Below are 16487 nucleotides of genomic sequence, written 5' to 3'. Positions count from 1 at the left end.
ATAATACTGTCATTATTTATAGCAATATATTCATATTCTATCTGACGTGGAGCGAAAAAATTTTTGAGTAACTCATTCATGGGTTCATTTATCAAACTCTTTTCACTAAAAACTTAAAAAAAATAAATTCATACATTTTCTTTTTAGAATCAAAACTTAGAAATAAACTGATGAGATAACACCTGAAAGATTTCATCTACATAGGCTCCTGTTTTTGCCGAGGTTTGATAAGTTGATAAGATTCGATTTTTTTCATTTTTTTTTGAATCAAATGATCTCTGAACTAATCCCTCCAGGCTTTCAGGAGCAAGCAAATCAACTTTATTTAACGCAATCACAATCCACCCTTTTGGATTAACAGATAAAAATAAATCAATATGTTCAGGAATATGATCCAAAGTATCTGAACGAGTCACATCCCCCACTACGACCACACCACTCGCCCCTTGTAAATAACTCGGCGTAATTCCTTTAAACTTTGTATGACCTTCTAAATCCCAAATTAACAGTTGAATTGAATGCTCAGATTGAGTATCAGTTGCCATTAAATCCACTTGTTTTCGAGAAATTTTTACCCCGACTGTCGAGAGATACTGATCACTAAACTGACGATCTACAAACCGACGAATTAAACTTGTTTTTCCCACTCCAAAGTCACCTACTAAACAAATTTTTTTAGAAATTACAGACATGACTACTTACCCAGATCTTCTCGTGGTATTATCTCAAAAATGACAGCTCGACTCAACCATTCTGGGTGATTTTCCTCAACTCCAGGTGGAGGTTCATTTTTTCCGATTGCTGTCATCCGTCTGCGATCAATTCCATAACTTTCTAAAGCCGTTTGTACTGCTTGCGATCGCTTCAGCGCCAACTTAGGATTTCTTTTCAACTTTTCTGCTGAATGAGTATACCCCACAATCTTAACATCCAAATTTGGATATTGCTTCAAATATTGAGAGATCGGATAAATTTTAATAATCATATCTTCCGAGTGAAATTTGGGAGAATTCAGATTAAAATAAATTCGGGTTGCAATCGGTAAAGGTTCAACTTGTACCGTTGTCAAAACTGACTTAACCCCCTTAATTTTCTCGAAAGCTTGAGTCACTTTTTCCAGATCAATTTGCTGAAGTACGGTTCCTGCAATTTTAACTTGATCGGGTTCATACTGAGTTGAAATCGAGATCCCATTCATTTGATTCAAAGTCTCCGTCATCCGTTGAACTTCAGCTTCAACTAACACTGGATCAGCCGGAACCTCAACAGCTATAATATCATTCTCAACCGTAAAATTCGGTACAATTTGCTGCACAATAGCTGCTGCTTTCTCTCGTAATCGCTGATTCGGTAGTTTTCCATTCAAAATCACGGTATTACCCTGAGCATCTACCGCTAAACGATAAATTGCTAATTCAGGTTCAGAATCTAGAGCTTGAGTCACTTGAGTTTCCAGGCGATGAATCACATGATTGCGATATTGAACAATGGCTAAAGGAATCAAAACTGAACCCAAAATCACACAACTGAGAACTAATAAAGTTTTTGGAGATTTACCTTGCTGTTGCTTTGATCCCACTTCCATCAGCTTTTCTAACTCCGCTTTAATCTCAGGGGGAATGGTTTCTGGATCGCCATCAAACGTCTCAATAACAGTTCCATAGTTTTGAGTGATTTTAATCAGCGTTTTTCTAATTTTTTGGAGAAAATGCTTGCGAATTTCTCCTTTAAGAATCACCGCTAGATAACAATATCCAGCTACTTCAATCACAATTCTAGAATCCCCATATTCTATCTCATTAAGTTCTTGAATTTCATCCGCTTGTACAATACAATCATTGACAAAACTCCGAATCGCTGTCAGCATTCCGGCCAACATTTCCGATTCGAGTTGAGCCTCATTAGACTGCTGAACCTCTGAAATAATCAAACCTGAACCTTTATGAATCAAAAATACTGCTAGAACTGTACATTTTATGACTTCCTGTAAAATCAATTCAGCCTCAGAAACCCCCTGGACTCTCGCTCGAATTTTGCGGTTAATCCCCTCTACACTTAAAGCATTTGAAACCTTATCATTAATTTCTCGAATCGCTTCACCCAAATAGCGAGTAATCGTACTTCCAATCACAGGATAAAGCGCATCAACCATCGAATCTCGCTCTAAACTCACCTGTTCTTTAATCACTTTACCCATTGTTGGCGCCAAAGCATCCACAATTTCATCTCGATCTATCCGAATTTGTTCTCGAATCGCCGCCCCAATTTCTGGCCCAATTGCTAGGGCAATTTCTTGGGGAGAATTGCGAATTTGATGTTTAATCGCTTCGGGAATCAAATCGGCAATTGCTGCACTCATTTTTTCTCTATTATCCCTAGATTTAGCGATAATAATCTCATCAATAATTGGCTTCAAAGCCTGAATCACATCTTCTTTAGAATGATTAATTTTATGACTCAAAATATCCGCAATCCAGGGACGAATTAACTGCATCAGTTGTTCCGGTTCATAAATCTGATACTCTAAAGACTGTAACTGAGTAGAAATTTTTTCAAGTAACTGACGAACTTCCGGTAAATCAGACTCAAAAAGTTGCTGTTTTAATTGTTCAAAATCGGAGCGTGTCGAGCCAAAAATTAAATCTTGCAGTTGTTCCAATGAGTCATCAGAAGCAGACCCCCTAGACTCAACACTTAAACCCTGTAACTGTTCTAAAAAATCGAATGTTTCATCAGAAATAGATTCGCTCTTAGATTCACCCGTTGAGGTGATCTTCTCCTCTGTTTTTTCCGCTTCAATTGGAGCAACCGAATAACTGACATCAACCGCATCAGAGGGAACTTCTAACAAAGTTTGCAGAGAAATTAGATCAATCTCCTTCTCTGATGGCTTTGATTTAGGCTGATCTGTTTCTCTAAACGTTTGAGAATTGGCTTGAGTAAAGTTAACTTGATCAGAAGTAGATAAAGGTTCTGATTTTTGATTAATCTCCGACTTTTCTACGGTTTTTTCCGCAGGTTTAGTCGGAGAGGGATTAACAGCCTCAAATAAAACTTCAAAGCCTTTTGATTCAACAGATTTATCTGGTTTTGAGGAGCCTAACGGTTGATCTGACGAGAGGTTTTCTTTCGGTTGTTCAGACTCATTCGAGTGAGGTAAAATATCCGATTCTGGAGATGTTGAAACTTGACCCTGAGATCTTTGTAAATCAAGCAACAGTTCCAGTAAAGGCTCTAACGCTTTTACCTCTGAAGCCTTTGATTGATCAACCGGAGATGCACTGGAATCAAACGAAGAAGAATTAGGTTTTTTTCTTGAGACTGCCATCACGATATCCTAACGATTGATGTTATCCTTCAGGAAGTAAATAATCCTCATTCACTTCTTTTTCAGTCGCTCCCTTCAAAGCCGGGACAAACTCCGTTTTTTTCAGTCTCATTCCCACTTCAAACAAAATTTCAGCCATTTCACCCCGAGCGACTTTTGCTTCACTTAAATGAGCAAAACGACGTTCTAACTCCTCAAAAACTTGAGTTCTCAGCGTTTGAATTTCCTCATGCAGCTTATCTCTAGATTGAGAGATTTCTGACTTCATCGCCTTCGTTTGATTTTCTACATTGTCTCGAATCGCATCAATACTATGAGAAAACTTGCGATTTGTTCCCTCCAGTTGATGGCGAATATCAGCCGTTTCTTCCTGAGTGCTGAGAGTTAAAGTTTTAATTTTTTTCTCAACTACATCTACCGATATCTGAAGTTCACTCAACAACGCCATCCGCATTTGTTCAATCCGATCCTGAAGATTTTGTTGAATCAAAGACAGATTTGACTCCAATTGCTCAAAACGATTATTGTATTCTCGGGCTTGCCCTCCGAACAAAATATCACGAATTTGATCGATATTTCCCAGGCGTTCCCGCATTTCTTCTTTAGATATTTCAGCCATGAGTTTTTTGTCCCTGTAATTTGACAAAGGGTTTAAATTGAGTTGCTATCCAAATTAGCACACTCACCTGTTTAATCTTAGTTTAACTTGCACAGTCAGTCAGACTCTAATCAAATTTTATCAGTCTAAACCGTTTCAGAATCGGAATTTCCTCAACCTCAACATCGGTTTCCCTCAACACCCACAGTCAGTAGAGCGGTACAATAAAACCAGTCCTCTCTCAACCTCATGCCATCTATGACCAGTGCTACATCGGTAAAAACCGAATACGAAGTGATTATTGGACTAGAAACCCATTGTCAACTGAGTACAGAAACCAAAATCTTCTCAAGTTCTTCCACTGCCTTTGGTGCCGATCCCAACACCAATATTGATCCCATTTGCATGGGACTCCCCGGAGTTCTCCCTGTCCTCAACGAAAAAGTGTTAGAGTACGCGGTTAAAGCCGGGTTAGCCCTGAACTGCGAAATTGCCTCCTATAGTAAATTTGATCGTAAGCAATATTTCTATCCCGATCTGCCTAAAAATTATCAGATTTCTCAATACGATCTCCCCATCGCTGAAAACGGTTGGTTAGAAATTGAGATCGTCGATGAACAAGGAAACGTCACCCGCAAAAAAATCGGCATCACTCGCCTACACATGGAAGAAGACGCCGGAAAACTGGTTCACGCTGGAACTAGCGATCGCCTTTCCGGTTCGACTCACTCGATGGTAGATTATAATCGCGCCGGAATTCCCCTCGTTGAAATTGTCTCAGAACCGGATATTCGTTCCGGGGTAGAAGCGGCTGAATATGCTCAAGAATTGCGGCGAATTATGCGTTATCTGGGCGTCAGCGATGGCAATATGCAAGAAGGTTCCTTGCGGTGTGATGTTAATATTTCTGTGCGTCCCGTTGGACAAAAAGAATTTGGCACCAAAGTAGAAATCAAAAATATGAACTCCTTTAGTGCCATTCAACGCGCCATCGATTACGAAATTCAACGGCAAATTACCGCCCTCGAAACAGGAGAAAAAATCCGTCAAGAAACCCGTTTATGGGAAGAAGGATCGCAACGCACGATTAGTATGCGGAGCAAAGAAGGTTCAAGTGATTATCGTTATTTTCCTGAACCCGATCTGCCTCCGATTGAAGTTTCACCCGAACAATTAGAAGCCTGGAAAGTAGAACTTCCTGAACTTCCCGCCCAAAAACGTCATCGCTATGAAACCGAACTGGGATTATCCGCCTATGATACTCGTGTTTTAACCGATGATCGCTCTGTTTCTGAATATTTTGAAAGCACCATTCAAGCCGGAGCCGATACCAAACAAGCCGTTAACTGGGTGATGGGAGATATTACTGCTTATCTCAAAAATGAAAAACTCACCATTGGCGAAATTCCCCTTAAACCAGAGGGTTTGGCGGAGTTAATTGGTTTAATTGAAGCCGGAACTATTAGCGGTAAAATCGCTAAAGATCTTCTCCCAGAGTTGTTATCAAAAGGCGGTTCACCGAAAACGTTAGTCGAGAAAAAAGGCTTAGTTCAAATTTCCGATACGGGTGAGTTGGAAAATATTATTGATGAAGTGTTAGCCGCTCATCCCAGTGAAGTTGAACTCTTCAAAAATGGAAAAACGAAACTACAAGGCTTTTTTGTTGGGCAAATTATGAAGAAAACCCAAGGACGAGCTGATCCGAAGTTAACCAATCAGTTGTTAGCTAAAAAGTTGAGTTCCTAAGCATTTATCACCTCTTTATTTCCCTTTGTAGCCCCTTCTAAACATCAGGAGGGCTATTTTTTTGAGGTGTTTGGAAAATAGATATATAGACAAACTGTATATGATCATTTATAATGATTATAGGTGATGATTATTAATCATTATCAACTTAGCTCTTGCTGAGATGTTCTCGCTTTTGAAAACATCAAACGACAACCCCGAGAACAGGAATTAACCCTCAACCCCGATGCAGAGGAAAAATTACCTAACGCAAACGTCAGCTTTTTTCGACAGACACCCGATATTCTACCCCGAGAAGAACACCTCTGACTTCTTTCTACTCGCGTGTTTCAGCCGAGCGTAGGTTATTTCATTTGATGGATATTTCCTCTAGCTTTACTCAATCTTTATAAACAACCGATAACTCTTTACCGAAACTTTAAATGAGGGGCTTGACCCCACACCCTTTAATGGTTATATTGTGATAGTAGATGCACCCTGATGGTAGGGAGAGTTGCCAAAGCGACTCTCTCTTTTCTTTTGTAATGTTTTTTAACCCCCCTAAAAACGTGATCAGCTAGTCAGTCTGAGGGGCAGGTAGTCATTAGTAATTTTTGAATTTTTATGATCAGACTTTACAAAAGCTTTACAAGAAACCGGGTATTTTTTTACACAATCTTTAAAGTCAAAGCTTGACTCTAGAAGGGATATTGAGACATGATAATAAAAGATGCACCCAGATGGTAGGGGGAGTTGCTCAAGCGACTCTCTCTCTTTCTTATTTAGAGAAAATATCAATAATATCAACAAAAATTCAACACAAAAGCTTTACAAGAAACCCGGTGTTTTTTACAGAATCTTTAAAGTAAAAGCTTGACTTTATAAGGGAGATTGAGACATGATAATAACAGATGCACCCAGATGGTAGGGGGAGTTGCTCAAGCGGCTCTCTCTCTTTATTTTTTAGAGAAGATATCAATAAGCTCAAGAAAAATTCAACACAAAAGCTTGATAAAAACCGAGTATTTTTTACAGAATCTTTAAAGTAAAAGCTTGACTTTATAAGGGAGATTGAGACATGATAATAACAGATGCACCCAGATGGTAGGGGGAGTTGCTCAAGCGGCTCTCTCTCTTTATTTTTTAGAGAAGATATCAATAAGCTCAAGAAAAATTCAACACAAAAGCTTGATAAAAACCGAGTATTTTTTACAGAATCTTTAAAGTAAAAGCTTGACTTTATAAGGGAGATTGAGACATGATAATAACAGATGCACCCAGATGGTAGGGGGAGTTGCTCAAGCGGCTCTCTCTCTTTATTTTTTAGAGAAGATATCAATAAGCTCAAGAAAAATTCAACACAAAAGCTTTACAAGAAACCCGGTGTTTTTTACAGAATCTTTAAACTAAAAGCTTGACTTTATAAGGGAGATTGAGAGATGATAATAACAGATGCACCCAGATGGTAGGGGGAGTTGCTCAAGCGGCTCTCTCTCTTTATTTTTAGAGAAAATATCAATAATATCAACAAAAATTCAACACAAAAGCTTGATAAAAACCGAGTATTTTTTACAGAATCTTTAAACTAAAAGCTTGACTTTATAAGGGAGATTGAGACATGATAATAACAGATGCACCCAGATGGTAGGGGGAGTTGCTCAAGCGGCTCTCTCTCTTTATTTTTTAAAGGAATATCAATCATCAAACCGAGATTCGAGATGAAAATAGCTCGGAAATTTTAGGAATTAATCGGCACTACATTCGCTCCTACGCCAAAAAAATCACCAACTCCACACAAACAGTTCTCTTAGCGCGAGAAGTTTCGGTATAACAGAAGCAGTAAAAACACTGCTCAAACCAACTCCAGATGAAAGAACAAGCCGATCAGTTATTCAAACAAGGCATTCTACAATACCAAAGCCACCAATATGAAGCAGCCCTGCAAACTTGGAAAGAAGCCCTGATCCTGTATCAAGATCTCAGCGATCGCAAACGAGAGGGCGCTACATGGGGAAATCTGGGTGTAGCCTACGAAGCCTTGGGAGATCTGACTCAAGCAATAGACTGTTATCAGCAACATTTGGCGATCGCGAAAGAAATACAAGATCTCAAAGGAGAAGTCAACGCCCTGGGGAACTTGGGGAATGCTGACTCGACGCAAGGAAACTATGCCCAAGCGATCAACTATCAGCAGCAACGGTTAGCGATCGCCCGTCAACTCCAAGATCTCCAAGCCGAAGTGCAAACCCTCTCCAGTTTAGCCATAGCCTATCACGGCTTAGGTGACATTTCCCAGGCGATTGAATACTATCAGCAACAGTTGGCGATCGCCCAACAAACCGACAACCGCCCCAGTCAAGGAAACGCCCTGAAAAATTTAAGACTCGCCTATCAAACCCTCGGAGAAGACACTGCCGCCCAAACCTGCTATCTACAGCAATGGGAAATCCTGCGTCATTGGTTCCTATACGAAAAGAGCGATGAATTTGTGCGAATCGTTCAAACCGTTGGTTTAGACCTGTTAGAAGACCTCGCAGGGGCAGATATGAGCGGTTTTGACCTGTACTATGCAGACCTCAAAGGCGTTAACCTGAAAAATGCTAATCTCTCCCAAGTTAACTTAAGCCTAGCTGACTTGAGTATGGCCCAACTCACCGGGGTAAACCTCACCCAAGCCATCCTGAGTAACGCCAACCTGCGAGATGCTGATCTCAGCCATGCTAATCTTTATCAAGCCGATTTACGAACGAAACTCCCTCGTGCTAACCTAAGCTATGCCAATCTTAGTCAAGCTAATCTCAGTAGTGCTTATTTACCCCAAGCCAACTTGAGTTATGCTAACTTGCACTCAGCCAACCTGAAATATGCTGACTTGAGTGGGGTGAATTTCACTAATGCCAACTTGCAGGATGCAGACTTCAGTCGGGCTGAGTTGAAAGATGCCATTGTCGATCAAGTTTGCTTTACAAAGGCGATCGGAATTTCTCGACGGGTTCAAGCTGAGTTAGTCGAACGGGGAGCTATTTTTGAAGACAATGAATAATTGTCTTGGCTGATCACTTGAATGCTGAAAATTTAACTTTAACCTCAGATTAGTAACAGATAGTTGATAATTGCAATGACTCGTGTAGAAGGATTATGGCCGCAAAATATTAGTCCAAATCGACTAGCGGTGTTAGAGTGTAAGTTAGCTCTATGGTTGCGATCGCAGGGCTTGAAATCAGAAATTAAAGTTGATAATCTACAAGTCCTCACCCAACAAGCCGCAGCCGCTGGATGTGATTTTTCTCAAATGCAAAACAATATTCATACCATTGTTGAAGCGAAAACGGACAACTTTTTAGAATTGGCAAATCTTGCAGGTTTAAACCCCTTAGAAGATTTTGCCGGTTCGAGACTCCTGGGAGCCAATTTAACCGGTTTAGATTTAAGTGGAGTTGAGTTTAGAGGAGCCTATTTGAGAGGATCAGATTTAAGTGATGCTGATTTAAGTAATGCGAATTTGCAAGGCGTTAATTTGAGTGGGGCTGACTTGAGTGGAGCATTATTAAGTGATGCGAATTTAACTCAAGCTGATTTACATCGGGCGAGTTTAGCGTTAGCGAATTTAAGTGGAGCCAATTTAACAAAGGCTAATTTAACAGAAGCGAATTTAAGTAATTGTAATTTGAGTGATGCAAATTTAAGCGATGCAATTCTCAAAGATGCTAATTTAACTCAAGCAGGTTTAGCGTTAACTAATCTCACAAATGCAGATTTTACCGGAGCCAACGTTAAACAAGCGAGAATGTGGCATGATGCAGGTTTATCGGAACAAGTCAAGCAGGATTTAATCAAACGAGGAGCTATTTTTGAGGAGCAAGAATCCGTTTAATTTTCCCGATTTTTCTGAGGATTAAGGGTTTAAAATTTGTTCAACCGTTAACGTGAGTTCTGGAAAACTCGGCGAATCAATCCTATTTTCTCCTTTCAACTCGATCATATCATAAAACCCAGAAACTAACGTTAAAACCGAGACTTTTTGTTCTTGCGGATCAATAATCCAATATTCAGGAATTTCTAAAGCCGCATATTCAGAACGTTTGTAACGATAGTCATCATCCGGGTTATTAGGGCTAACTATTTCAACCGCTAATACAGGCGGTTCTTCAAGAATTGCCGATGATAATGTTCTCAGAAATTGACGCTGAGTTTCAGTAATAACCATTAAATCAGGAATGCGAGATTTTGTAATTCCGGTTCTCACACCTACATTTCCAGGTAAAACAACCCAATCTAATTGTAGTCGTTGAATTTCTGCCGATAAAGCTTTAAATAAAAAAAGAAGAATCAGAGCGTGTAATCCACTAGCAGGCGGCATCGGAATTAATTCTCCGTTGAATAGTTCATATTTTAAATCGCTATTATCTTTCAAGTCAAGATAATCTTTAAAGCTATAGGTTTTTGTTGCAGTTTCTAACATCGGTGTTACTCACCTATAATTTTGTATGATTTTATTTTAGCAAACTCTTAAGGGTTTAAAACTTGTTCAACGGTTAACGTTAAGTCAGGAAAACTCGGTGAATTAATCCGATTTTCTCCTTTCAATTCTATCATATCATAAAATCCATAAACTAACGTTAAAACCGAGACTTTTTGTTCTTGAGGATCAATAATCCAATATTCAGGAATTTCTAAAGCTGCATATTCAGAACGTTTGTAACGATAGTCATCATCGGGGTTATTAGGGCTAACTATTTCAACCGCTAATACAGGCGGTTCTTCAAGAATTGCCGATGATAATGTTTTGAGAAATTGACGCTGAGTTTCAGTGATTACAATTAAATCAGGAATACGAGATTTTGTGACTCCGGTTCTCACGCCTACATTGCCAGGGCGTACAACCCAATCTAATTGTAATCGTTGAATTTCGGCTTTTAAGATATCATAGATTAAACATAAAATTTCAGCGTGTAATCCACTAGCAGGCGGCATTGGAATTAATTCTCCGTTGAATAGTTCATATTTTAAATCGCTAGGATATTTCAAGTCAAGATAATCTTTAAAGCTATAGTTTTTGGTTGCAGTTTCTAACATCGGAGTTGCTCATTTGTAATTTTGTATGATATTATTTTAGCAAAAACTAACCCAATTCAATCTCATTGCATCTGGGTTATCAATAAAATGATTAAAACCTGTAGGGGCGGGTTCTGCAAAAACCTTTGCATCTCATAGATCCTTTCAATAAACCCGCCCATCTCCCTGAAAATATAGAGTATAATCTGAATATTAAACAAAAGCATTCTTAATCTTTACAAGTTTATGCTGATCTTTTTTATTCATGGTGTTGCTGCACGAACATCTCAATATGCTAATTCCTTACAATCTTTACTAGAAAAAGAATTCCGTCAACGTCAAGAAAAAATTCCTCTATTTTACTCTGGTTTTTGGGGAAATGTTTATCGAGAACTAGAAATTATCTGGAATCGAATTGATAACGCACAAGATCCCCTCAAACATCAAGAGTTTAGAAAAGGATATTTTTCTCAATTTGTAGGTGATGCTTTTACCTATTTAGGTTCAGAACGAGGGGCTAAAATTAGAGAGACTCTCGCTAATCAATTAATTGATTTTATTCAGAAAAATCCTTTAGAAACAGAGTTACACATTATTACTCACTCTTTAGGAACTGTGATTTTATGGGATATCTTATTTTCAGACAAGTTTCAAGCCAATGATCCAGCTTTTAAAATTCGAGAAATATTGAATCAAACTTCACCCCTGCTAACGAATCGAAAAATTAATCTCAAAAGTATTACAACAATGGGATCTCCCATTTCTCTATTTAATATTATGTTAGAAGTTCAACCGCAGCAGGTTAACTTGTTAGCGCAGCAATATTCCAGTCAAAAACTAAACTGGCTCAATCTTATTCATGTGTCTGATATTATTGCTTATCCCATACATCCGGTATTAGATAGTCAGGATTTATCCAGTCTCTTTCTAACAGAAGAATATCTACAAGAAAATGTGAACCCCTTGGAAGCAACCCTAGAACAGTTGTCTGAATTGATCAACCGTAAATCTGCTTATCGTGAAGAGATTACAAATATTATCAGTTATGCACAAGTCGCCGCAGGTTCATTGAATGCTCATACATACTACTGGAAAAATGATCAAGTTGCTTATTTAATTGTCAACCATATTTTAGATCAACACAATAATCAACTTTTGAATCAAACGCCTTGCATAGAACAAGCCATTCAACGATTAAAACAAGTTCCGGGTTTTACAGAAGATAAACTTAAACTGAGTGAGACATTAAGCATCGATAAAAATATTACTACAATTTCTTTTAAAGATAAAAGTGGATCTCTTGTATTCACGAAAAATTTCTTAGGAATTCACAATGTTTATATTTTCGATCATCAAGATATGGCTTTTTTTGCTGGATATGTGGGGTTAATTCATGTCCCCGGCTTAAAACAAGAAGTGGAATTCTTGCAAACAGAGTTAGGTCTTTAAACAAGAGAAAGGGCAGCAGAAAAGATGTCAGTGTTGGTGAAACCTGCCCCAACTGCTAAAATAAATCGACTGGGGGATCAGCCTAGTTACTCACCTATAATTTTGTATGATATTATTTTAGCAAACACTCACTCCACACCATGTAATATAATATCATCTTCTGCGGAAATACAATGTTATCTGGAGAGAAAACCATGAAATCTGAGTATGATTTTTCTAAAGCAGAAAAAGGGAAATTCTACAATTCTGATGCTAAGTTTCATTATCCGATTTATCTCGAACCAGACGTAGAAGAATTTTTGATAAAAATGGCTGAACAGAAAAAGATTGACATTCAAGTTTTGGTTAATGAATGGTTGAGAAATAATATTAAACTGATTCAAGATCTTGAGTAGGTAATAGGCGGGTTTAAACAGTGACCAGTGACCAGTGAACAGTAACCAGTAAGCAGTGATAACTGTAAAAACTGATAACTGTAAACTGTAAAAACTGGTCACTGATAACTGTAAACTGTAAACTGTAATAAACCCGCCGAACCTCAAGGATTAATTTGGAGTTTAATCTGAAGATTCAACAATTTCATCCATAGCTTGATCAATTTTATTCATAAATTCTGAAATTTCAGCCAGATAGCTTTCTTCTTCATCTAAACCCGGTGTATTTTGCAAAATTTCAAGAACTTCTCGGAGAATTTTAGACATCAACTTTGGATAAAGACGCTTACATTTTGCGAGAGTTTTAATCTCTTTTTCATTGTTCTTTCTAGCAGGAGCAATGGCTATCAGATCGTGAATTGCATTTTGCAGGTCGAGATATGCTTTTGTTTTATTATAAATACCTCTTTTCGTTTTTTTAACCTGAGTTAATTTATACTTAATAGACTGTCGTAACTTTTTGGGATCGTACTGACAAATAAATCGGTTTGGATTAGATATCTCCCAGAGATAAGGATAAAAACTACCAGGAACAGACACACACTTGGATAAACCATAGTTAACGAAAGGTTGTTCAAGCTCCCATTCCTTTAGTATTTCTGCTAACCAATCATCGTGAGTTTCTGGCAATAATTCGAGAGCTTCTGATGGAGTGAGACTTCCTTCAACGTTCGCTTGACAGTCGTCGCCTAATATAAATAAAGCAGACCAGTAGAGACTGTCAAAAGATCCCTCTTTCCATCCATCTTCTTCTAGAATTCTCTGGCAAGCAGCGATAAGATCGTGACTGAGTGTACCTGCGGCAAAGTTATTTGACACATCTGCCCAGACTTCATCCGCATCGATTTCGTATTCTTCTGAACTCTCCTCAGCTTGATCAATTTTATTCATAAATTCTGAAATTTCAGCCAGATACCTTTCTTCTTTTACACCCGGTCTAGTTTGCAAAATTTCAAGAACTTCTCGGAGAATTGTAGACATAAACTTTGGATAAAGACGCTTCCATTTTGCGAGAGTTTTAATCTCTTTTTCATTATTCCTTCTAGCAGGAGCAATGGCTATCAGATCGTGAATTGCATTTTGCAGGTCGAGATATGCTTTTGTTTTATTATAAATACCTCTTTTCGTTTTTTTAACACGAGTTAATTTATACTCAATAGACAGTGGTAACTTTTTGGGATCGTACTGACAAATAAATCGCCTTGGATCAGATTCCTTATAGAGATTAGGATAAAAACTACCAGGAACAGACACACACTTGGATAAACCATAGCTAACGAAAGGTTGTTGATCCTCCCATTTATCTAGTATTACTGCTAACCAATCATCGTGAGTTTCTGGCAATAATTCGAGAGCTTCTGATGGAGTCTCACAGAATTCAAAGTCCTCTTGATAATCGACTAATTTATCTAAACCAAACCAGTAGAGACTGTCAAAATCTTCCTTTTTCCATCCATCTTCTTCTAGAATTCTCTGGCAAACAGGGATAAGATCGTGACTGAGTGTACCTGCGGCAAAGTTATTTGACACATCTGCCCAGACTTCATCCGCATCGATTTCGTATTCTTCTGAACTCTCCTCATCTATTCTAAAATAATGTAGTTTTTCGTCTTCTCCTGTTCTGAGTAAAGCCGCGTCATACATAGGATCATAAGCTTCTTCGTTGACGGCAAAAGACGGAAGAGCATAACATATTCTTGAAATGAACTGCTTTTCTGATCGAGCCATAATTTCTAGTTGGTAACTGAAGATTCTATAATAATATTAAAACACAATTGACAAGTTAAATGGGCAAACTGTAGGGGCGAGTTTGGCATTAGTGTAAATCTTTAACAAACCACCTTAATAGACCCGCTTCTAATTATGAAAGTTGACGATGAGGGACGGGTTGACCTGCAAGCAGTGAGAAAAGATCGGTGTTGGTTGAACCCGCCCCTACTGCTAAAATAGAAAGACTTGGGGATCAACCAAATCAAATTAGGGATTATCATAGTAGAAGTCGAGTCACAGAAGACTCCGTTCCCAACGGCATCCCCCTGTGACCCATTTTCAATCTGCTGCACGAAACAATCACAAACTATGTTCGACGCCCTTGCTGAACGCTTAGACTCCGCTTGGAAAAAACTCCGGGGTCAAGACAAAATCTCCGAGTCCAACATTCAAGACGCCTTGAAAGAAGTTCGTCGAGCCTTACTCGAAGCCGACGTCAACCTGCAAGTTGTCAAAGAGTTCGTCGCCGAAGTTGGAGAGAAAGCGCAAGGGGCGCAGGTGTTGTCAGGCGTGCGACCCGGAGAACAGTTCGTCAAAATCGTGCATGATGAACTGGTGAATGTCATGGGAGAAAGTAACGTTCCCCTGGCACAAGCCGACACCCCGCCAACGATTGTTTTAATGGCGGGTTTACAAGGAACAGGTAAAACCACCGCCACTGCTAAATTAGCCCTGCATCTTCGCAAGGAAAACCGCAGTGCCATGATGGTGGCGACAGACGTCTATCGACCTGCGGCGATCGATCAGTTGAAAACCCTCGGTCAACAGATCGGAGTCCCTGTCTTTGAGTTGGGGAGTGATGCCGATCCGGTTGAAATTGCCCGTCAAGGCGTAGAACGAGCGAAAGCAGAAGGGATCGACACCGTGATCATTGACACGGCAGGCCGTCTGCAAATAGACCAAGACATGATGGCGGAGTTAGCCCGGATCAAACAGGTGGTGAAACCCCATGACACCCTCTTGGTTGTTGATGCCATGACGGGCCAAGAAGCCGCCACCTTGACCCAGACGTTTAACGAACAGATTGGCATTAGTGGCGCGATCCTCACTAAAATGGATGGAGACAGCCGAGGGGGTGCTGCCCTATCGATTCGGCGAATTTCCGGTGCGCCGATTAAATTTGTGGGGGTGGGTGAGAAAGTCGAAGCCCTGCAACCGTTTTACCCCGAACGGATGGCCTCTCGCATTTTAGGAATGGGTGACGTCCTGACCCTCGTTGAGAAGGCCCAGGAAGAATTTGACTTGGCAGATGCCGAGAAAATGCAGCAGAAGATCATGGAAGCCAAATTTGACTTCACAGACTTCTTGAAGCAAACTCGGTTAATGAAAAACATGGGTTCACTCGGGGGTTTAGCTAAGTTGATTCCGGGGATGAATAAAATCTCCAAAGAACAACTCGAACAGGGAGAATTGCAATTAAAGCGTTCAGAAGCCATGATCAATTCCATGACAACTGAAGAACGCAAAAATCCCGATGTATTAGCGAGTTCTCCCTCCCGACGTCGGCGCATTGCCAAAGGGTCCGGTCATAATGAACAAGATGTCATGCGACTGGTGGGTGATTTCCAGAAAATGCGGGGCATGATGAAGCAAATGAGTCAAGGCGCCTTTCCAGGAATGGGAGGAATGCCAGGGATGGGAGGAATGCCCGGAATGGGAGGAATGCCCCCCGCAGGTTGGCGAGGTCAACAAGGGGCAGGGGGTAAAAAGAAGAAGAAAACCAACAAGAAGAAAAAAGGGTTTGGGCAACTTTGACATACTCCCCATTTCTAAAGAAAGGGGATTCTCCAAGCCTCACGGCTTTGGATTACTGATTCATTGACAACCCTTACAGCATACTGGTTTCCCAATCAACTCCAGAGGGGTGAGTCTCCCCAGTCGTTCATCTCATTTCAGAGATAGTTTCGGTATGCCCTACCGTACTTGAGAAAAAAATGCTTGATTCTCTGTACTTGGTGCTTTAAGGTTTTATATGGCCAAAGCATTCAGAGCAAGAACCCCGTACCTTAAGTTTTCAAGGTTCATTGCATCGATTAGATGCTGGGTTTTTCAACTGGTTGAATACCCTGCCAGTAGAGTTATTATAGCATTAGAAAGAGCCTTATATCCCCATACCTGAAGGTAGGGG

General features: G+C 39.7%; 12 protein-coding genes. 6 read left to right on the top strand and 6 right to left on the bottom strand.

Translation table 11 applies throughout. From position 1 onward, the window contains the following. Nucleotides 1–149 precede the first annotated feature (149 nt). From WN50_RS28560 to WN50_RS28550, 3 genes are read right to left on the bottom strand one after another with little or no spacing between them, the layout of a single operon-like run. Nucleotides 150–692: a Rab family GTPase gene (locus WN50_RS28560; protein ID WP_046278084.1), complete on the bottom strand. Its 543-nt coding sequence runs from the start codon at nucleotides 690–692 to the stop codon at nucleotides 150–152. A gap of 2 nt (nucleotides 693–694) precedes the next feature. Next, complete coding sequence (locus WN50_RS28555) at nucleotides 695–3328, bottom strand: BON domain-containing protein (protein ID WP_049561321.1); 2634 nt, start codon at nucleotides 3326–3328, stop codon at nucleotides 695–697. Between the two features lie 22 nt (nucleotides 3329–3350). Beyond that, a complete protein-coding gene (locus WN50_RS28550; protein WP_046278083.1) occupies nucleotides 3351–3947 on the bottom strand; it encodes a hypothetical protein in 597 nt (198 codons plus the stop codon). Between the two features lie 237 nt (nucleotides 3948–4184). Here WN50_RS28550 and gatB point away from each other — a divergent pair, with 237 nt between their 5' ends. The 3 genes from gatB to WN50_RS28535 all read left to right on the top strand — a co-directional run bounded on the left by gatB (nucleotide 4185) and on the right by WN50_RS28535 (nucleotide 9525). Continuing rightward, nucleotides 4185–5672, top strand: coding sequence for an Asp-tRNA(Asn)/Glu-tRNA(Gln) amidotransferase subunit GatB (gene gatB, locus WN50_RS28545; protein WP_046278082.1), 1488 nt, complete (start codon nucleotides 4185–4187; stop codon nucleotides 5670–5672). Between the two features lie 1846 nt (nucleotides 5673–7518). Then, entirely contained in the window at nucleotides 7519–8694 is a 1176-nt protein-coding gene (locus WN50_RS28540) for a pentapeptide repeat-containing protein (RefSeq protein WP_046280243.1), read from the top strand. A gap of 75 nt (nucleotides 8695–8769) precedes the next feature. Beyond that, nucleotides 8770–9525: a pentapeptide repeat-containing protein gene (locus WN50_RS28535; protein WP_046280242.1), complete on the top strand. Its 756-nt coding sequence runs from the start codon at nucleotides 8770–8772 to the stop codon at nucleotides 9523–9525. 21 nt (nucleotides 9526–9546) lie between these two features. Here the strand turns inward: WN50_RS28535 and WN50_RS28530 are convergent, their stop codons facing one another. Beyond that, nucleotides 9547–10113 (bottom strand): Uma2 family endonuclease, encoded by a 567-nt coding sequence (locus WN50_RS28530; RefSeq protein ID WP_046280241.1) that lies wholly within the window; start codon nucleotides 10111–10113, stop codon nucleotides 9547–9549. Nucleotides 10114–10160: 47 nt separating this feature from the next. Beyond that, a complete protein-coding gene (locus WN50_RS28525) occupies nucleotides 10161–10727 on the bottom strand; it encodes a Uma2 family endonuclease (protein WP_046280240.1) in 567 nt (188 codons plus the stop codon). 225 nt (nucleotides 10728–10952) lie between these two features. On the opposite strand from WN50_RS28525, the gene WN50_RS28520 reads away from it, so the two are divergent. Beyond that, complete coding sequence (locus WN50_RS28520) at nucleotides 10953–12155, top strand: hypothetical protein (RefSeq protein WP_049561512.1); 1203 nt, start codon at nucleotides 10953–10955, stop codon at nucleotides 12153–12155. A 194-nt stretch (nucleotides 12156–12349) separates the two neighbouring features. Beyond that, nucleotides 12350–12550: a hypothetical protein gene (locus WN50_RS28515; protein WP_046281831.1), complete on the top strand. Its 201-nt coding sequence runs from the start codon at nucleotides 12350–12352 to the stop codon at nucleotides 12548–12550. Nucleotides 12551–12712: 162 nt separating this feature from the next. Here the strand turns inward: WN50_RS28515 and WN50_RS28510 are convergent, their stop codons facing one another. Then, complete coding sequence (locus tag WN50_RS28510; RefSeq protein WP_046281829.1) at nucleotides 12713–14317, bottom strand: hypothetical protein; 1605 nt, start codon at nucleotides 14315–14317, stop codon at nucleotides 12713–12715. Between the two features lie 351 nt (nucleotides 14318–14668). Here WN50_RS28510 and ffh point away from each other — a divergent pair, with 351 nt between their 5' ends. After that, complete coding sequence (gene ffh, locus WN50_RS28505) at nucleotides 14669–16114, top strand: signal recognition particle protein (RefSeq protein ID WP_046281830.1); 1446 nt, start codon at nucleotides 14669–14671, stop codon at nucleotides 16112–16114. The last annotated feature ends 373 nt before the right edge of the window (nucleotides 16115–16487 follow it).

Source organism: Limnoraphis robusta CS-951 (genome assembly GCF_000972705.2).
This window is presented reverse-complemented; position numbering and strand designations above follow the sequence as displayed.